This is a genomic window from Rhodoferax sp. U11-2br (assembly GCF_018619435.1).
Taxonomy (GTDB): Bacteria; Pseudomonadota; Gammaproteobacteria; order Burkholderiales; family Burkholderiaceae_C; genus Rhodoferax.
Window position 1 is genome coordinate 25,248 of the sequence record NZ_JAHFZF010000007.1, and the last position, 17,925, is coordinate 43,172.

The following is a 17,925-nucleotide window of genomic DNA, read 5'->3' on the forward strand; positions in this document are numbered from 1 at the left end:
ATGCCTGCGCTGAACGACACCCAGCTACAGACCCTGCTGCAGGACGATGTGCCTTTTGGCGACCTGACCACCCACAGCCTGGGCATCGGTACCAACATGGGCAAGCTCAGTTTTCACGCACGCCAGGCCATGACGGTGTGTGGCACCGAAGAAGCCTGTCGCCTGTTTGAACTCGCAGGTGCCCAGGGCACGCGGGTGCTGCCGTCGGGCGCAGTGGCCCAGGCGGGTGAACTGCTGTTGCAGGCACACGGCCCGGTCGCTGACCTGCACCGCGCCTGGAAAACTGCCCAGACCTTGGTCGAGTGGGCCAGCGGCATCAGCAGCGCCACCGCCAGCATCGTGGCCGCAGCCAACGGGCTGGCCGTGGCCTGCACCCGCAAAAATGTGCCGGGCACCAAAGCCTTGTCCGCCAAGGCGGTCAGGGCCGGTGGTGGCATCCTGCACCGGCTGGGCCTGTCGGAAACCATTCTGGTGTTTGCCGAGCATCGGCTGTATCTGAACGAGTCCCCGGTGCAAACCATCAAGCGAATGCGCCGGACCCAGCCTGAGAAAAAACTCGCGGTCGAGGTGGCCAATGTGAATGAGGCGCTGGTGTGGGCGCAGGCCGGTGCCGAGGTGTTGCAGCTCGAAAAATTCACGCCTGAGGCGGTGGCCGCCTGCCGCCAGGCTTTGGCAGAGATTCAACTGCCGACCCGCCCCTTGCTCGCCGCTGCCGGTGGCATCCACGCGGGCAACGCAGCCGCTTATGTGGCTGCCGGGGTCGACTTTTTGGTGACATCTTCACCTTACTGGGCACCACCCAGGGATGTGCAGGTGGTGTTCGGAGCCCGCCCATGAACACCCCCTTGGATCACCGCACCGTGCTGATGGCCGAGCTGCTGGCCCGGCCTGCCGCTGCATCAGCCTCCGCCGACCCGCTGCGTGTGGTGCTGGCCAGCCTGCTGGTGGGGCGCGCCCTGAACCAAGGGGTGCTGAGTGCCACGCTGGGTTTGTCACAGGCGGATTTCGCCGCACTCTGGGACAGGTACTTTCCAGGTGAACCGATACGGCTGCAAGACGGCCCCGGCAAAGATTCACTAGAGCTTGACGACATCCACCAGCTGCTACTGGGTCACCGCGCAGGCAACCAGGTGTCTGAAGTCTGGCTGGCGCGCATTGTGGCTTGCGCCTGCAGCGGGCGCGACCACCTGTGGCAGGACCTGGGGCTGGCCAACCGCACTGAACTATCAACCCTGATGCGCTTGGCCTTTCCGACACTGGCGGCTTTGAATGTGGGTGACATGAAGTGGAAAAAATTCATCTACCGCCACTACTGCAGCACCGAGGGCATTTACCTGTGCCCGGCACCCAGCTGTGGGGAATGCGCTGACCACGCTAAATGTTTTGCGCCCGAGGAATGAACCACGCTGCATAAGCCCTCTTGCGAACACGCTAAGCTGACGACATGTTGTTGACCCCTGCTGACTTACAAGCCCTGTGGCTGACCGTGCGCCTGGCTGGCACGGTGACACTGATCCTGCTGCTGCTGGGCACGCCGCTGGCCTGGTGGCTGGCGCGCGCAAAAGCCTGGTGGAAAGGGCCGCTGAGCGCGGTGGTGGCGCTGCCGCTGGTGCTGCCCCCGTCGGTCCTGGGCTTTTATTTGCTGCTGGCCATGGGGCCGAATGGTGTGGTGGGGCAACTCACCCAGGCGCTGGGGCTGGGGTTGCTGCCCTTCACCTTCTGGGGGCTGGTGGTGGCCTCGGTGTTTTATTCGCTGCCGTTCATGGTACAGCCCTTGCAAACCGCGTTTGAGGCAATTGGCGAGCGCCCACTGGAGGTAGCCGCCACCTTGCGTGCCTCGCCGTTGGACGCGTTTTTCACCGTGGTGGTGCCGCTGGCGCGGCCCGGTTTTATGACTGCGTGTATTCTGACCTTTGCCCACACCGTGGGTGAGTTTGGGGTGGTGCTCATGATTGGCGGCAACATCCCGGGCGTGAGCCGCGTCGCCTCGGTGCAGATCTACGACCATGTCGAAGCCATGGAGTACCTGGACGCCCATCGCCTGTCGGCGGTGATGCTGGTGTTTGCATTTGTTGTGCTGCTGGCGCTCTACGCGCGGCGGCCAAAACCTGTCCGAGAAAGCTGAGATGGCGGGCATTCAGGCGCGTTTTCACATCGACTGGCCGGGCTTCACGCTGGACGTGGACCTGGACCTGCCCGCGCGCGGGGTGACCGCGCTGTTTGGCCACTCAGGATCTGGCAAAACCACGCTGCTGCGCTGCATCGCCGGGCTGGAACGCGCACCGCAGGGGCGACTGCTGGTCAACGGCGAGGTCTGGCAAGACGACAGCCACTGGCTGCCCACCCACAAGCGCCCGCTGGGCTATGTGTTCCAGGAGGCCAGCCTGTTCCCACACCTGACGGTGCTGGGCAACCTGCGCTACGGCCTGCGCCGGGTGGTCGGGACCCAGCGGGTGAACCTGGAGACGGCCATTGAGCTGCTGGGCATTGGCCCGCTACTGAAGCGCCAGCCCGAGCACCTGTCAGGTGGTGAACGCCAGCGTGTCAGCATCGCACGCGCCCTGGCCTTGAGCCCGCGCATCCTGCTGATGGACGAGCCCCTGGCGGCGCTGGACATACAACGCAAGCAGGAGATCCTGCCCTACCTGGAGCGCCTACACAGCGAACTCGACATTCCGGTGCTGTATGTCAGCCACGCGCCCGACGAGGTGGCGCGGCTGGCCGACCACATCGTCGCTCTTGAAGGTGGCCGGGCGTTGGCGTGCGGGCCGCTCGGTGACACGCTGGCGCGGCTGGATTTGCCGATCCGCCTCGGTGAAGACGCCGGTGTGGTGCTCCAGGCCACCGTGGCCGAGCGTGATGCCACCTGGCACCTGGCGCGGGTGAGCTTTCCGGGCGGCAGCCTGTGGGTGCGTGACGGTGGCCACGCCCTGGGCAGCGCGGTGCGCGTGCGCATTCTGGCGCGTGATGTCAGCGTTGCCCTGCATCCGGTGTTTGATACCAGCATCCTGAACTGCCTGCCCGCCACGGTGGACCAGCTAGCGCCAGATGACCACCCGGCGCTGATGCTGCTGCGCCTGCAGCTGGGTACCTCACCGCTGATCGCCCGGCTGACCCACCGCTCGGCCGCTGGCCTGGGTCTGGCCCCCGGCCAACCGGTGTGGGTGCAGATCAAGGCGGTGGCGCTGATTGGTTAGCGCCTGGATTATCAACAAAAAAGGCTGCATTCCTTGATAAACAAGGGCTATATGCTTCATTTTTCATAGCAATAGGGTCGCCTGAGACCTGCCCGTTGAACCACGCCAGCGATGCACCCGTCAATGGGTGACAAGCGACAAAACCGACAAAGCGGCGCTGCCACAGTTCTTGCTTGACACCCCCCGTCTGCGCATTTGGCCTGTGGCATGGGGCCACACCAAGTCACCTTGGCAGGACGGCATTCAGTGCAGCATGCACTGCAATTCATAGCACATTACCCAACATTCATAAGGGCTACAGCATGGTTTCTCATACAACCCCTGTCGACCACACCCCCATGGCGCCCACCGACCTGTTTGTCCACAACCGGGTGATCCTGACCCACTTTGACAGTTACAGCGCGGCCTTGCTGTTCCCGCGCTGGGACCAGACCTTGCTGTGGCCCTCTGCCCTGCCGGGCGAGGCCGTGCCGATGCGCTCACCGACGGTCATCACGCCCGAGTATTCGGGTCAGGCAGTGCGGCAGGCGGTCATCGACTGCTGCGGTTTTGATCCCGCCACGCTGGAGCGTGTCCAGGAGTTCAACCACTGGGCAGCCACCGAGGACGGCCCGGTGCGTATCCACCTGCTGCGTTTCACCACCCGCGACGCCCCCAAGGCAGCCATCGAGGCACTGGGCGGCGAGTTCAAACCGATCAGCCTGCTGCGCAGCAGCGCCATGAGTGAACTGGTGCTGCTGCGCGAGGTGTTCAACCTGATCGTCAGCGCGGGTGTGCCCTGAGTTCCAAGCTGCCGAAAACACGGGCCTGGACGGGGCGCTGCATCACCGGCGCGGATGTGGTGACATGGAGCGCGGACAATGTTGGGCATGAACACCCTCTTGCGCTCCACGGCGTCCTGCGCTCCTTCATCCCGCTGGCTTTCCCCCTTGCTGGCCTGCCTGGCCCTGGCCGCGTGCACCACGCCACCCCTACCCACCGAACCCAAAACCGCAGCACCAGCCCTGCAGACCACTGCGGCAAACGCTGAACCGGCAGACCTGGACGTACATGCCCAGCAGTTTGCGCACTGGGTCGCTGAGTTCAGCCAAAGCGCCCGCACCGCAAGCGTCGACGAGGCCACGCTGCACCGTGCGTTTGACACCGTTCGCTTTGTGCCACGGGTGATTGAACTCGACCGCGCCCAGCCCGAGTTCAACCGGACGGTGTGGGACTACCTTGACAACGCGGTGTCCAAACAGCGTGTGACGCGGGGTCAAGACAAGCTCCAGCAATCGCGCGCGGACATCAACGCCGCAGCCAGCCGCTACGGCGTGCCGGCCGAGATCCTTGTGGCGATCTGGGGCATGGAGAGTAACTACGGCAGTTTCATGGGGGACATCCCCAGCATCGACGCACTGGCCACACTGGGCTTCGAAGGCCGGCGCGGGCCTTGGGCGCGCGGGCAATTGCTTGCGGCGCTGAAGATGCTGCAAAACCACGAGGTCGAGCGCAGCCAGATGCTGGGCTCGTGGGCCGGGGCCATGGGCCAGACCCAGCTGCTGCCCTCCAACTACCTGGCCTATGCGGTGGACGCTGACGGCGATGGCCGCCGTGACATCTGGGCCAGCCTGCCCGATGTGATGGGCACAACCGCCCATTTCTTGGCCAAATCCGGCTGGCAGGTCAATCAGCCCTGGGCGGTTGAGGTGCGTTTACCGGCAGGCTTTGACTTGGCACGCGCCGATGGTGAGCTGCGTCAGTCAAGCGCGGCCTGGCAGCAACAAGGAGTGCTGTCATTGGACAGCCGCCCTTTGCCCGAGCTGCCCGATGCGGCGATCCTGCTGACGGCTGGGGCACGCGGCCCGGCATTTCTGGTCGGTGCCAACTTTCGCGCCATCCTGCGTTACAACAACGCCACCAGCTACGCGCTGGCAGTGGGTTTGCTGGCTCAACAACTGGCGGGCGGCCCTGGCGTACAAACACCCTGGCCACGCGATGTACAAGCCCTGTCTCGCACACAGTTGTTGGCCTTGCAGGCCGCCCTCAGCGCGCATGGCTTTGACAGCGGACCACCCGACGGGGTGATGGGGCCAGCCACACGCCGTGCCATTCGCGCGTACCAGCGCAGTGTGGGCCTGCCGCAGGACGGTTACCCCACGCTGGATCTGCTGACCAAGCTGCAGTGAGAGCGTGGCCAGGCGCGGTCTGGCCCACCGCCTAGCTGATGCCCAGGCGTTCCTTGATCTCAGGCAGCAGGCGTCGGCTGATGGGAATGACACGACCACGTCGGGTGACAAATTCGGCCAGGCCACTCTCCAAATATTGCAGTTTGTGCACCAGGTCGATGTTCACAAGGTACTGCCGGTGGCAGCGCAGCAGCTTGGTGCGTTGCTGCAGGATGTTCAGACGCAAGGCGGTGGGGCGTTCCTGGCCGTCCTGGTCCGACACATAGATGCCGGTGCTGCGTGCCTCGACAAACTCGACATCACTCGCCTTCACAAAAATCACGCTGTTCTGGCTGAAGCAAGGGATCTGGCGCAAATGGTTAGCCTCGGGCAGCACGCTGAAATCCTGCCTGAAAAAACTGTTGCGCAAACGCTCCAGCGTCAGCTCCAGGCGGTCGGCGGTGACCGGTTTGAGCAGGTAGTCAAACGCGTTTTTCTCAAACGCCCGCACCGCATACTCGTCATAAGCGGTCAGAAAAACAATCTGCGGCATGGTCTGCGGGTCCAGCATGCCCAGCATCTCGATGCCGGTGATTTGCGGCATCTGGATATCCAGAAACACCACATCCGGCTTGTCGACATGGATACGTGTCAGGGCGTCGATGGCATTGCCACATTCGCCCAGAATCTGGATGTCCTTGGCGGGCTCCAGGGTGCGCCGCAACTCGCGCCGTGCAAAGGGTTCATCGTCAACGATCAGGGCGGTCATCATCTCAGGTCAAAGCCTCCATGGGGATGCGGACAGTGGCACGGGTCGACACCTGGCGCTCACAGGCCATGGTCACACCAAAGGACTCACCGTAGCGGTTTTTGATGCGTCGATCCACGATGTTCATGCCCAGGCCGCCACCGCCGGGCTGGGGATCATAAAGGCCGGCGTTGTCCTCCACCACTAGGAAGATCGCCTGCCCGTCCTGATGGGCCCGGATGCTGATCCGTCCGACGCTGATCATTTGCCCGGTCCCATGTTTGATCGCATTCTCGACCAGCGGCTGCAGGGTGAACGCGGGCACATGCACTCCCAGCAGCAGCTCGGGGATGTCGATCTCGACCGAGAGCCGATCTTCAAAGCGGGCCAACTGGATACCCAGATAGGCCTTGGTGTGCTCGATTTCCTCGGACAGCACCACGTCCTCGGTGGGGCGCTTGAGGTTTTTGCGCAGAAACACCGCCAGGTCACTCAGCAAGGCGCGCGCCTTGGCGGGGTCGTCATGGGTGATCGCAATGATGGTGTTCAAGGTGTTGAACAGAAAGTGCGGGTTCACCTGCGCATGCAGCAGCTTGAGCTCTGACTCCAGCAACAGGCTCTTCTGCCGCTCGTAACGTCCGTCCAGGATCTGGCTCGAGAGGAGCTTGGCAATGCCTTCACCGAGCGTGCGGTTGATGGTGGAGAAAATCCGGGTTTTGGGCTCGTAGAGTTTGATCGTGCCAATGACCTGCCGGTTTTCACCCACCAGCGGGATCACCAGCGAGGAGCCGAGCTTGCAATGCGGGCTCAGCGAGCACTGGAACGGGACTTCATTGCCGTCGGCAAAAATCACCTCGTTGCAGGTGATGGCGTGGAGGGTGTGCTGCGACGCAATCGGGGTGCCGGTCAGATGGTGGTCGGCACCGATGCCGATGAAAGCCAAGATTTTCTCGCGGTCGGTGATGGCCACCGCACCGACACCGGTTTGTTCATAAATGATGCGCGCCACACGCATGCTGTTTTCCTGGTCGAAACCATCGCGCAACACGCCGTCCACATGCGCGGCGATCTCCAGCGCCTTGGCCGAGAACGCGCGCGACTGGCGGTCAATGCTGTCGCGCCGATCCAGCAGGATCTTGACAAACACCGCCGCACCGGCCGAGTTGGCAATGAGTTCGGGCAGTGCAATCAGGGTGACGATTTGCAGCGCTTCGTCGAATGGTCGCGACAGCGCCAGATCAATGCCCAACTCGATCAGGATGGTGACAAAGGTCAACCCACCGGCCAGCAAGGGGCTGAACAGCAGCCGCGTCTTGCCACGCTTGATCAAATAGCGGTGGGTCAGGCCACCCGCCAGCCCTTGCATCACGATGTCAATGGAGGCGGCCAGACCAAAGGAGCCGCCCAGGGTGTAGCGGTGCAGCCCCCCCGTAATGCCAACCGCCAGGCCCACCACCGGCCCACCGAGCAAACCGCCCAGCACGGCCCCAATCGCCGGAGTGTTGGCGATGGCATTGCCACTGACCACGGGCAGCCCGAGCAAGGTCCCCATGATGCAGAAGGCCGAGAAAATCACATAACAGGCGATCCGGTGGGGCCAGCGGATGCTGGCCCGGGTCAGTGGGATGAACAAGCGTGTCCGGCTCAGCGCATACGCCACCACCAGATAGACGCACATCTGCTGCAGCAGCAAGACCGACAGTGAGGCAATCGATTGCAAGTTCAACGCGGAACCCTTTGCGGTACGGGTGAGGCAGCGGCTTGTGTCAAGGCGCCCAGCAAATGCACTCGGGCTCGGGGTCAGCTGCCACCGACGGTATCGGTGCCAACATTTTCAGGGCCAAGCCGCCACAGGAGGTTTCACGGTATTTGGGATTCATGTCTTTGCCAACTTCAAACATCACCTCAATCACTTTGTCGAGGGGAACAATCGGTTCGCTGGTACGACACAGCGCCATGCGCGCCGCATTGATGGCCTTGACCGCACCCATCGCATTGCGCTCGATACAGGGGATTTGCACCTGCCCGCCAACCGGGTCACAGGTGAGGCCCAAATTATGTTCCATGGCAATTTCTGCTGCGATGCAGACCTGCTCGGGCGAGCCCCCCAGCAATTCGGCCAGACCGGCGGCAGCCATCGAACACGCCACCCCGACTTCCCCCTGGCAACCCACTTCGGCACCGGAGATCGATGCATTGCGTTTGAACAAGCCCCCAATGGCGGCGGAGGCCAGAAAGAAGCGGTTGCAACTGTCTTCGTCGAGCTTGTGGATGAACTGGTCATAGTAGGCCAGCACCGCCGGCACGATGCCACAGGCACCATTGGTCGGCGCCGTGACCACCCGGCCACCAGCGGCGTTTTCTTCAGACACTGCCAGTGCAAACATATTGACCCAGTCGATGATGTTCATCGGGTCTTTGGACAGTGGCCCGGCCGAGCTCAGACGCCGGTGCAGCGCCACCGCTCTGCGCGGCACACGAAACGGTCCGGGCAACACACCTTCGGTCTTCATGCCGCGCTCCATACACTGGGACATCCGCGCCCAGATGTTGCCAAAGTAGCTGCTGATCTCTTGCTGGGTGTGCAGACACAGCTCGTTCTCCAACACCAGACCAGACAGAGACAGACCGGTTCGGCGGCATTGGGCCAGCAGCTCTGCGGCATTGGTATAGGGATACGGGGCAGCGGTCTCTGCGTCATCCGCGTTCGTGGCGCAGCCATCCTCGATGACAAAACCACCCCCAATCGAGTAGTAGTTTTTGTCAAGCAACAGGCGCTCTCCCGCAAAGGCTTTCAGGGTGAGGCCGTTTTCGTGCCTGGGCAGGTTGGAGTGGTGGAAGGTCATGGCCGTGCGCCCGAAATCCACCTCGGGGCCATCCAGCCCCAGCTGGATGCGCTGGGTGCTGCGCACCTTCTGAATCAGGCCGGGGATGGCGCCCACATCAATGGTGTCGGGCAGCTCACCCATCAGGCCCAGCAGCAGCGCCACATCGGTCTTGTGGCCCAGCCCGGTCAGGGCCAGCGAGCCATACACATCGATCACGACCGAAGTGGCTTGGGCCAGTTTGCCCAGCCCGCGCAGATCATCCACAAAACGCCTGGCGGCATTCATCGGGCCCAGGGTGTGGGAGCTGGAGGGGCCGATCCCGACCTTGTAGAGGTGAAACATGCTGATCATGGTGTGAATTCCAGTTTGAAACGGGGGCTCTTGCCTGCGCCACCAACCCAGTTGGCTTGGGGCGCAAAGGCAAAAGGAAGCGTTGGTTGACGATCAGAGACCGAGCAGGGAGTAGAAGATCGCCGACATCGCCACGGCACCAATGAACAGCACCAGGACATTGGTCGGGTTGTTGGCATATTTGCGCATCGACGGCACTTTGCGGATCGCATACATCGGCATCACAAACAGCAGGGCTGCAATGACCGGGCCGCACAGGGATTCGATCATGCCCAGGATGCTCGGGTTAAGTGTGGCCACAGCCCAGATCGTCACGAACATGAACAACATGCTGTAGCGGTTGATGGTCTTGGTGCTGGCAGACTTGTTGCGGCTTTCGAGTTGTTGTGCAATAAAACCGTTCAGGCCTTCACGTGCACCGAGGTAATGGCCGAGGAAGGACTTGGACATCGCAATAAAGGCCACCATCGGCGCGATCAGGGCCACGTAGGGGTTCTGGAACTTGTTGCCGATGTAGGACAGGATAGAAATGTTCTGGTCTTTGGCTGCGGACAGATCGGCCGGAGACAGTGCAAACACACAGCTGAAGACAAAAAACATCACCACCACCACCATCAGCAAAGCGGCATATTTTTCAATGCGATCAGCTTTTTTGACCGCGCTGTTGCCGTATTGCAGCTGTTGCGCCACCGCAAAACGAGAGATCACCGGCGAGTGGTTGAAAGAGAACACCAGCACCGGAATGCTCAGCCACAGCGTCACGCTGAACTTGCTGGCCGACGGCACACCTTGCAGCACCGCGCCATTCCATTCGGGAACCAGGAACAAGCCCAGGCCGATCAGAACAAAAATGAACGGGTAGACCAGCCAGCCCATGACACGCACCACCATCTGCTCACTGGCGCAGACAATGCCGATCAAGCCTGCCGTCAGGACAAACGACAGAAGCACACGTGGCAAGGCTGCCATGCCCATCTGGTGCACCATGAAGGATTCGACCGTGTTGGTCAGGCCAACACCGTAGAGCAACAAGATGGGCAAGATCGTGAAGAAGTAGAGCAGCGTGATCAGCTTGCCAGCCATCGGGCCAAAATGCTCGCCCACCACCTCGGTGATGTCACTGCCCGGTTTGGATGAGGAAAGAATAAAACGGATCAAACCACGATGCGCCAGATACGTCATCGGAAAAGCCAGAAGAGCCATGACCAACAGGGGCCAGATACCGCCCAAACCTGCGTTGATCGGCAGGAACAAGGTGCCCGCACCAATGGCGGTTGCGAACAGGCCCAGAACCCATGTTCTGTCGTGGGCCGTCCAGGATGACTCGGCGACGGGGCGGAACGTGCCGCCGTCTAGGGTGTTGCTGATGGACATAACTACTACTCCTTTTGATGGCCGTGATCGTTGAAGCTGACCTCGGATGCGGCGCAGTGTAGGAATGCCCAAATGGCGTTGTTGGCCTAAATTCGGAGCGGCAGAATAGGCGATGGAATGGTCGATCCAGCGCACGAGCGGCGGCACTCGGCGCACACTTTGTTCATGTCGAACCGGCAGCAAGACCCGCCGTTTGAGGCGGGTGAATCAAGCCATGACAGCGGAGCGGCGTTGCACACGCCCCGGTACTAGCCCCACAGCGCCGGCTCGGGCGCCTGAATCACGCCGTGGCTGTAGCGCATCGGGTGAGCGCTGTCTTTCTTTTGTAACAAGGGGCCGTCGAGGTCCACATAGGCGCAACGCTGCGCCAGCACAAAGGCTGGCGCCATCGCCAGCGAGCTGCCACACATGTTGCCCACCATCAGGCCCAGGCCCAGCCGGGCCGCTTCATCGGCCAAAGCCAGGCCTTCGGTCAGCCCGCCACATTTATCGAGCTTGATGTTGATGTACTGGTAACGCCCCACCAGTTGCGCCAAAGAAGCGCGATCGGTGCAGGATTCGTCCGCTGCCAGGGGCAGCGGTGAGGACAAGCCAGCCAGCTCGGCATCCTGCCCCTTGGGCAGGGGTTGCTCCACCAGTTCGACCCCGGCGGCTGCCAGTGAGGGCAGCAGTTGCCGCAACAGGTCCACCGTCCAGGATTGGTTGGCATCCACCACAATGCGCGCGCTGGGGTGCTCCTGGCGAACCATCTGCACCACATCAAGGTGGCGCTGGGCGTCCACCTTGAGTTTCAACAAAGGGTAGGCGCAGGCTTCCCGGGCCTTGCGCCGGGTGGTGGCCTCGTCGCCCAGGCCCAGGGTGAAGGCGGTGGTGACCGGCTGCCAGGGTGGCAACCCAGCTGCCTGCCACACCGGCACACCCGTTTGTTTGGCGCGCAAGTCCCACAGCGCGCAATCCAGGGCGTTGCGGGCACCACCAGCAGGCAGAATCTCAGCCACCTCGTGATGGCTGAGCCCATCGTGCAAGCGATCTTGCAGCGCTGCGATCTGCGCCACCATACTCTGCGGGGTTTCACCCTCGTAGTCGATACCTGCGGCCTCAGACCAACCACTGTGGCCCGATGCGTCCTGCAAACGCAAGATCATGACCGGCTGGTGGGTGATGACTTCGCGCGAGATCTCGAAGGGCTCGATCATCTCCCAGCGTTCAATCACGGTGTCGCAGTGCATCATGGCGCCAACAAGGCCTGGGCCAGAACTGCCACACCCCCACGCAAGGGGTCCACCACCGGCAACTGCAAGCGCGCTGACAAGGCGCTGGCGTAGCTGGCCCAGTCGGCATCCGACAGGCTCGATGAGTTGATGCTCAGGCCAACACAACGCACCTCCCGGTTGGTCAAACGCGCCGCTTCGACATAGCGATCAATCGCCACCTGCAGATCGGGGATGGGAAAGTCGGGGTAGGTTTCGATGGTGTCGCGCGACGGGTCGTGGCACAGCACCAGGGCATCGGGTTGTGAACCATGCAACAGGCCCAGCGTTACACCGGCATAGGCGGGGTGGAACAACGCGCCCTGCCCTTCAATCACGTCCCAATGGCCGGGCGCGTTGTCCGGCGAGAGCTGTTCTGCGGCACCCGCGACAAAGTCGGCAATCACTGCGTCAATGGCGACCCCGGCACCGGCAATCATCACACCGGTCTGACCGGTGGCCCGGAAGGTGGCTGCCACACCTTGCTGATGCAAGGCCTGGGTCAAGGCCAGGGCGGTGTATTTCTTGCCCAGGGCGCAGTCGGTGCCAACCGTCAGCACCCGTTTGCCGCTGCGTTTTCTGCCGGTACCGGCAGGAAAACTCTGGTCCGAGTGGCGCACATCAATCAGCCGCCCGCCGCCGCGCTGGGCTGCCTGCACCAGGCTGGGGAACGAACTCAAGCGGGAGTGCTGACCGCTCACTACGTCCAGGCCTGCCTCCAGCGCGGCCTCCAGCTCCGACAGCCACTGCGGTGGCAATACACCACCCACCGCCGCCACACCAATCACAATCGACCCGGCGCCTTGGCGCGCTGCCTCAGCGGGTGACAACCTGGGCAAGTCCAGGCTGACCGTGGCCTCGGGCAGGCTCCACTCACCCAGCACATCCGAGCGGCACCAGTCACGCAGGCCAAACGCCGTTTTGGCGTCAGATTTCAGCGCCACATCGCCCAGGAACAACAGATAGGGTTTTCGGAGTTGGTGCATGGGGAGTCCGTCTCATCAAAAAGGGGCATTGACCATGGCAGACGCCCAGGGTCTTGGTGGGAACAAGAATAAAGGTTTTTCGGCCACACACGGGCTACCCTCCCGCCATCTATCCCCTGTTGAACAACACCGGCGACCTGTCACACCCGGCACCGGCTTGCTCTACCCCTTGGGGGATAGACGGCCCGCCACCCGCCAGAGCCACCGATCACCGATCACCGATCACCGATAGGGCATCAGTTCGGTGGCCGAATGGCACCTGGCAATGGGTGTCACTGGCGCGGTGTCGCCTCCAGCAAAAACGCACGGCGGTTGGGTGGCGGAACACTCTGGTAGGCCTCCAGCGGGTCGGCCTGCCCGTCAGGCACCGCATACGGAATGCAGTTGATGAACAGGGAGAACAGTTCGGCCTGGGAGCTGATGTCGAGCTTGCGATGGATGTTCTTGCGGTGGATCTTGATCGTGCCTTCGGTGGTGCTGATCCGCTGCGCGGTCAGCGCCGATGAATAACCGCTGATCATGTAGAACAGCACCTGGCGCTCGCGCTGTGTCAGCAGCGAACTGGCAAAGTTCTCGATGGTGCTCTGCACCTTGCGGTGGGTCAGGGTGTCGATGTCACGTTGTGAAGTCGCCACCGTGAGCTCATGGTGCTTGGCAGCGGACGAAAAAATCAGCGGCAGCAACATGTTGATGGCAACCATGTCCTCCAGCTCGAACTTGGCATGACGGATGCTGCGCTCGATGAAAATGTTCAACGCCGTGTCCTCGTTGATGCGCCACAGCAGGTCAATCGAGTCCGACAAGCCAATCTGTGAATAAAACACCCGGTAGAACTCACTCTCGTAAAAGTCGTCGGGGGCAATATCACGCAGCCAGTAGATGCCACTGGGGCAACCCTGGGCAAACAGCTGGTAATTCGGGCACAACACATACGGCCCGGACAGGTAGGCATCTTCTGGCAGAGCCCGCTCCTGCGGGTTGAAGCGATGCACGATCCGGCGCGGTCGCTGCGCACGGTGGTAGACCATCACACCACCGGAATCAATGGCACAAACCGTACCCAGCAAATTGAGTACCGCGTCAAACCAGTGGGCGCTGCCAATGGCATCTGTCATTTTGGCCATGGCCGCCACCAGGGCGGGGCTCAATGGCAAAGACAGCTGGGAGCGATAAGGTTCTTGCATGGCACTTGAGTTTAGTGGCTGTCCCGGGGCGGTGAGGCACCCATAAAACCTCGCATGCCCTGAACTCGGTCGACTGCTTTGTCAGCACATCAAGGTGTTTGGGGGCACCGTTATGACCTTTGCCTGGTTTTTAAGCACCCTCCGCCAAGCCAGGACTGGCGCGGGTTCTGGCAGTTGTTCAGCAGCTTGTCCACAGCTTTGGTCCCGCCTTTTGGGGACAAGGCAGCGCGTCATGCCTCAGCTGATCGTCAGAGAGGTCCCTCTGGCGCCTGCGGTAAGCTCAACCCATGTCTCAAACCCACGTCCGCAAGCTGTTTTCCCAACGTCCGTTCATGCGTTTCTGGTTCGCCCGTCTGGCGGGTGTCAGTGCCAATCAGATGCTGATGGTGGCGGTGGCCTGGCACATGTACGACATCACCTCCAGTGCCTGGGATCTGGGCCTGGTGGGTCTGTTCCAGTTTGTGCCCGCCCTGCTGCTGATGTTGCCCGCCGGGCATGTGGCCGACCGGTTCCATCGTGCCCGCATCTTTGCGGCATGCCTGGGGCTCCAGGGCATGGTGGCCTTGGTGTTGATTGCTGCCACCCAGTTCCACTTTGCCTCGCGCGAGTTGATCTTGGGGATCTCGATCCTGCTCGGGGTGGCGCGGGCTTTTCAGATGCCGGCCCAACAAGCCTTGGTGCCACAACTGGTGCCGCAACACCTGTTGCAAAGCGCGGTGGCCATGAGCTCCAGCGGCATGCAGGTGGCAATCATTGGTGGGCCCGCGCTGGGAGGGCTGCTGTACACCAACGGTGCCACCACGGTGTATGTCACCTGTGCCGTGCTGCTGCTGATAGCGGCAACACTGGCCCTGATGGTGCGTTACCAACATCAGGTGAACCCGTTGAACGCGACCTGGCAAACCGTGCTGGCCGGTTTTTCGTTTGTCTGGCAACACAAGGTGATCCTGGGCGCAACCTCTCTGGACCTCTTTGCGGTGCTGCTTGGGGGAGCCACCGCCTTGTTGCCGATTTATGCCCGCGACATCCTGCACACCGGCCCGGTTGGTCTGGGGGTCTTGCGCTCGGCACCGGCGGTAGGCGCCCTGTGTATGTCGCTGGCCATCATGCGCTGGCCATTGGCCCGGCATGTGGGGCGCCACCTGCTGGTGGCGGTCGCGGTGTTTGGTGTTGCCACCCTGGTGTTTGGTTTGTCCAGCCATTTTGGGCTGTCACTGATGGCCCTGGTGGTGACCGGTGCGGCCGACAGTGTCAGTGTGGTGATCCGCTCCACCCTGGTTCAGTTGGAGACACCCAACGAGATGCGGGGCCGGGTGTCGGCGGTCAACTCGATGTTCATCGGTGCCTCCAACCAGCTGGGGGAGTTCGAGTCAGGCGCCACCGCCGCCCTGTTTGGCGCTGTGGGCTCCGTCGTGCTGGGAGGTGCTGGCACCGTGTTGATCGCAGCATCTTGGCTCAAACTGTTCCCAAGCCTGGCCCGCCGTGACCACATGCAGGTTTGACAGCCGGCGCCAGGCACCAAGGCCGCCCGGATGCTCTAGAAAACAGAGCTATCAGCCCTTTTAGGTATTGGGCCAGAGGCCGATTTTTTCAAAATTATCCGGATGGAGGCGCCCGGTGTGTGGCTGGATAGAAAAGCGTCGCCGGGCCTCACGCTGCCAGGCTGGGCTGCATCGCGCCGATCAACAGCGGCGCAAACTCGGCCAGCGGCATCGGGATACGGATGATGTTTTGTTCTTCCAGAAAACGCGCTTCCATGCGGGTCGGCTCGTTTGGCAACACCGCCCAATGCTGGTCGCTGGAGCGTTTCATGATCTGGCGTGCAAACGAGCGGGTCAGTTGGTCGTCAAAACGGCAGCCCAGAAACAGAAAGTGGCGCCCGCTGCGCCAGGTCTGCACCTGGGGCGGGATCGGCGTCTGGATGTCGATCTCGGTCAACACCTCCACGTAGTCGCTGTCCGACACCAGGTAGTTGCCTGCGGGGCTGTGTGCACCCCAGGGTTTGTAGAGCAGACGCCCAGGCGCATCTGACAGCTCGGCCAGCGGTGTGCCGTCTGCCGCGTAGGCACCGGTCCACTGGCCAAAGTGTTCGGACTGCGACAGCCCCTGCACCTGCACCCAGGACTGGCTGCTCTGCACCAGCGCGCTGGCAAAACTGTCGTCGTACCAGGTATCCACCCACAGCTTGGCGCCACTGCTGGCCAGCGCCAATTGCAGGGCCGAGGGGCTGGGTGTGGTGGCAAAAGCCTCGTTCATCAGGTGCACCACCGACTTGCGGTGTTTGAAGTTCTCGATGAACTGGGCGGTTTGCGTCAGGCGCTTGCGTATCTTGTGCGGCACACTGACCTTGGCCGTCATGCTCTCGGCCAGCGCCAGCGGAGTTTTCGGCACCGCCACATCGCTGCACAGCGACAACATCTCTGGCCCCATGTAAGGGATGACCGAGCCGGTGGCCAGCTGGCTGGCAATGTCGTTGATCAGATCAGTCATAAAGTACTTTCAATAGTGACAGAAGGGGGTTTCTTAGCCAGACATGCCGAGGAACTGGCTTTGCCAGGCCGCTGGCATGGCCCCCTGAGGGGGCTGAAGGCCGCGGCTCCAAACCTGCCTGCGCAGGTTTGGACGTGCCTGCAGTGACGCAGGCTGTGACTGCGTCCCCCAGCGCATACGCGCAGCGAGCAAGCAACGGGGGTGTTCATCAATAGATCGCCGCACCGGCGCCGACATTGGAAGCCGTGTCCTTGAGCGTCTTGACGATGTACTGCACCTGTTCTTCGTCCAGCCCAGTGTGCAGAGGCAGCGCCAGCGCGCGGTCGCCGATACGTTCGGTGTCGATCAGCAGACCACGCGGCTGCCCAGTGGTCTCGCTCGTGTTCATGTAATAAAACTGCTGGTGTAACGGGTGGCTGTAGGCGGCAGACTCGATGCCGCAGGACAGCAGGTCATCCATCATCTGGGCGCGTGTGCTGCCCGAGAAACGTTTGCCCAGGTGCACCACGTAGAGCATCCAGTGCACCTCGTGTACGCCCTGGCCGATGTAGGGCGGCTTGATGCCTTCAAAACTCTGCATCTGCTCGTGGTACCAGGCCACCACCTGCTGGCGCGCAGCCAGCCGATCATCCAACCCAGCCAGCTGCGCCAGACCGAGTGCGGCGGTGAGTTCACTCATGCCCGCCTGCAGGGGCACCCGTGCGCCGACCGACACCGAGGCACGATCGACCAAGCGACGCTGGCGCAGGTAACGCAGCTCATGCACCAGCGTATCGTCATCGGTGACCAGCATGCCGCCCTCACCGGTGCACAAGGCACAGGGTGCTGAGAAATCAAACACCGACACATCACCAAAGCTGCCCACGGCCCGCCCCTGGTAGCGCGAGCCCAGGGCCTCGGTGCTGTCTTCGATCAGGGCAATGCCATGCGCGTCTGCCAGCTGTCGCAATGCGTCCCAGGCCGCTGGGTGGCCGTTGGTGTTACCTGCCAGCACCGCACGGGTCTGGGGCGTGATCTTGAGGGCGGCTTTTTCGGGGCTCAGGCTGCCAGTCCAGTAGTTGATGTCAGCAAACACTGGCGTGGCCCCGGCCAGGGTGATGGCCTGCGCCACCTGGTGCCAGGTGTGGGCGGTGCAGATCACCTCGTCACCGGGGCCGATGCCCAGCGCACGCAGGGTGATCCAGCAGCCCAAGGTGCCGCTGCCCACCGCCACCGCGTGTTTGCGCCCGGCCCAGTTGGCAAAAGCAGACTCAAACGCCTGGACCATCGGGCCGTCACCCCAGCGACCAGACTGCAACACCGCGCGCACCAGATCGAGCTCGCGCGTGCCACATTCGGGCTCAAACAGGGGGATGACGTCGATGTCCATG

General features: G+C 62.3%; 16 protein-coding genes. 7 read left to right on the top strand and 9 right to left on the bottom strand.

Going from position 1 to position 17,925, the window contains the following annotated elements:
- The 6 genes from modD to KKO72_RS06420 all read left to right on the top strand — a co-directional run bounded on the left by modD (position 1) and on the right by KKO72_RS06420 (position 5,365).
- Positions 1–837 carry a ModD protein gene (modD, locus tag KKO72_RS06395; RefSeq protein ID WP_214936594.1) on the top strand — a complete coding sequence of 279 codons (837 nt, stop codon included), beginning with the start codon at positions 1–3 and terminating at the stop codon, positions 835–837.
- Positions 834–1,400 (top strand): nitrogen fixation protein NifQ, encoded by a 567-nt coding sequence (locus tag KKO72_RS06400; protein WP_214936596.1) that lies wholly within the window; start codon positions 834–836, stop codon positions 1,398–1,400. Before modD ends, KKO72_RS06400 begins: the two co-directional genes overlap by 4 nt.
- Positions 1,401–1,444: 44 nt before the next feature.
- Complete coding sequence (modB, locus tag KKO72_RS06405) at positions 1,445–2,125, top strand: molybdate ABC transporter permease subunit (protein WP_214936598.1); 681 nt, start codon at positions 1,445–1,447, stop codon at positions 2,123–2,125.
- 1 nt (position 2,126) lies between these two features.
- The gene (modC, locus tag KKO72_RS06410) at positions 2,127–3,197 is read left to right on the top strand and encodes a molybdenum ABC transporter ATP-binding protein (RefSeq protein WP_214936600.1); all 1,071 of its coding nucleotides are present in this window, start codon (positions 2,127–2,129) and stop codon (positions 3,195–3,197) included.
- A 338-nt stretch (positions 3,198–3,535) separates the two neighbouring features.
- Positions 3,536–3,979: a hypothetical protein gene (locus KKO72_RS06415; protein WP_214936602.1), complete on the top strand. Its 444-nt coding sequence runs from the start codon at positions 3,536–3,538 to the stop codon at positions 3,977–3,979.
- Positions 3,980–4,066: 87 nt separating this feature from the next.
- Positions 4,067–5,365, top strand: a complete 1,299-nt coding sequence (locus tag KKO72_RS06420) for a lytic murein transglycosylase (protein WP_214936604.1) — start codon at positions 4,067–4,069, stop codon at positions 5,363–5,365.
- Between the two features lie 31 nt (positions 5,366–5,396).
- Here the strand turns inward: KKO72_RS06420 and btsR are convergent, their stop codons facing one another.
- The 7 genes from btsR to KKO72_RS06455 all read right to left on the bottom strand — a co-directional run bounded on the left by btsR (position 5,397) and on the right by KKO72_RS06455 (position 14,065).
- Positions 5,397–6,116, bottom strand: coding sequence for a two-component system response regulator BtsR (btsR, locus tag KKO72_RS06425; protein ID WP_214936606.1), 720 nt, complete (start codon positions 6,114–6,116; stop codon positions 5,397–5,399).
- A 1-nt stretch (position 6,117) separates the two neighbouring features.
- Positions 6,118–7,818 carry a sensor histidine kinase gene (locus KKO72_RS06430; RefSeq protein ID WP_251140493.1) on the bottom strand — a complete coding sequence of 567 codons (1,701 nt, stop codon included), beginning with the start codon at positions 7,816–7,818 and terminating at the stop codon, positions 6,118–6,120.
- A gap of 40 nt (positions 7,819–7,858) precedes the next feature.
- Complete coding sequence (locus tag KKO72_RS06435) at positions 7,859–9,271, bottom strand: L-serine ammonia-lyase (RefSeq protein ID WP_214936608.1); 1,413 nt, start codon at positions 9,269–9,271, stop codon at positions 7,859–7,861.
- A 93-nt stretch (positions 9,272–9,364) separates the two neighbouring features.
- Positions 9,365–10,645 (bottom strand): HAAAP family serine/threonine permease, encoded by a 1,281-nt coding sequence (locus tag KKO72_RS06440; protein ID WP_214936610.1) that lies wholly within the window; start codon positions 10,643–10,645, stop codon positions 9,365–9,367.
- 248 nt (positions 10,646–10,893) lie between these two features.
- On the bottom strand, positions 10,894–11,877 hold the full coding sequence (dgcA, locus tag KKO72_RS06445; RefSeq protein ID WP_214936612.1) for an N-acetyl-D-Glu racemase DgcA: 984 nt from the start codon (positions 11,875–11,877) through the stop codon (positions 10,894–10,896).
- Positions 11,874–12,881 (bottom strand): DUF1611 domain-containing protein, encoded by a 1,008-nt coding sequence (locus KKO72_RS06450; protein ID WP_214936614.1) that lies wholly within the window; start codon positions 12,879–12,881, stop codon positions 11,874–11,876. Before KKO72_RS06450 ends, dgcA begins: the two co-directional genes overlap by 4 nt.
- 272 nt (positions 12,882–13,153) lie before the next feature.
- Positions 13,154–14,065, bottom strand: coding sequence for a helix-turn-helix transcriptional regulator (locus tag KKO72_RS06455; RefSeq protein ID WP_214936616.1), 912 nt, complete (start codon positions 14,063–14,065; stop codon positions 13,154–13,156).
- 287 nt (positions 14,066–14,352) lie between these two features.
- On the opposite strand from KKO72_RS06455, the gene KKO72_RS06460 reads away from it, so the two are divergent.
- Complete coding sequence (locus KKO72_RS06460; RefSeq protein WP_214936618.1) at positions 14,353–15,567, top strand: MFS transporter; 1,215 nt, start codon at positions 14,353–14,355, stop codon at positions 15,565–15,567.
- Between the two features lie 148 nt (positions 15,568–15,715).
- Here the strand turns inward: KKO72_RS06460 and KKO72_RS06465 are convergent, their stop codons facing one another.
- Together KKO72_RS06465 and KKO72_RS06470 are read right to left on the bottom strand one after the other, a co-directional pair.
- Positions 15,716–16,555, bottom strand: a complete 840-nt coding sequence (locus KKO72_RS06465; protein WP_214936620.1) for an SIR2 family protein — start codon at positions 16,553–16,555, stop codon at positions 15,716–15,718.
- A 208-nt stretch (positions 16,556–16,763) separates the two neighbouring features.
- Complete coding sequence (locus tag KKO72_RS06470) at positions 16,764–17,924, bottom strand: DegT/DnrJ/EryC1/StrS aminotransferase family protein (RefSeq protein WP_214936622.1); 1,161 nt, start codon at positions 17,922–17,924, stop codon at positions 16,764–16,766.
- Position 17,925: the final 1 nt, after the last annotated feature.

What these genes read in the sequence shown, in the direction of transcription:
- modD (WP_214936594.1), top strand. Translation starts at nt 1, where the DNA reads ATGCCTGCGCTGAACGACACCCAGCTACAGACCCTGCTGCAGGACGAT.
- KKO72_RS06400 (WP_214936596.1), top strand. Translation starts at nt 834, where the DNA reads ATGAACACCCCCTTGGATCACCGCACCGTGCTGATGGCCGAGCTGCTG.
- modB (WP_214936598.1), top strand. Translation starts at nt 1,445, where the DNA reads ATGTTGTTGACCCCTGCTGACTTACAAGCCCTGTGGCTGACCGTGCGC.
- modC (WP_214936600.1), top strand. Translation starts at nt 2,127, where the DNA reads ATGGCGGGCATTCAGGCGCGTTTTCACATCGACTGGCCGGGCTTCACG.
- KKO72_RS06415 (WP_214936602.1), top strand. Translation starts at nt 3,536, where the DNA reads ATGGCGCCCACCGACCTGTTTGTCCACAACCGGGTGATCCTGACCCAC.
- KKO72_RS06420 (WP_214936604.1), top strand. Translation starts at nt 4,067, where the DNA reads ATGAACACCCTCTTGCGCTCCACGGCGTCCTGCGCTCCTTCATCCCGC.
- btsR (WP_214936606.1), bottom strand. Translation starts at nt 6,116, where the DNA reads ATGATGACCGCCCTGATCGTTGACGATGAACCCTTTGCACGGCGCGAG.
- KKO72_RS06435 (WP_214936608.1), bottom strand. Translation starts at nt 9,271, where the DNA reads ATGATCAGCATGTTTCACCTCTACAAGGTCGGGATCGGCCCCTCCAGC.
- KKO72_RS06440 (WP_214936610.1), bottom strand. Translation starts at nt 10,645, where the DNA reads ATGTCCATCAGCAACACCCTAGACGGCGGCACGTTCCGCCCCGTCGCC.
- dgcA (WP_214936612.1), bottom strand. Translation starts at nt 11,877, where the DNA reads ATGATGCACTGCGACACCGTGATTGAACGCTGGGAGATGATCGAGCCC.
- KKO72_RS06450 (WP_214936614.1), bottom strand. Translation starts at nt 12,881, where the DNA reads ATGCACCAACTCCGAAAACCCTATCTGTTGTTCCTGGGCGATGTGGCG.
- KKO72_RS06455 (WP_214936616.1), bottom strand. Translation starts at nt 14,065, where the DNA reads ATGCAAGAACCTTATCGCTCCCAGCTGTCTTTGCCATTGAGCCCCGCC.
- KKO72_RS06460 (WP_214936618.1), top strand. Translation starts at nt 14,353, where the DNA reads ATGTCTCAAACCCACGTCCGCAAGCTGTTTTCCCAACGTCCGTTCATG.
- KKO72_RS06465 (WP_214936620.1), bottom strand. Translation starts at nt 16,555, where the DNA reads ATGACTGATCTGATCAACGACATTGCCAGCCAGCTGGCCACCGGCTCG.
- KKO72_RS06470 (WP_214936622.1), bottom strand. Translation starts at nt 17,924, where the DNA reads ATGGACATCGACGTCATCCCCCTGTTTGAGCCCGAATGTGGCACGCGC.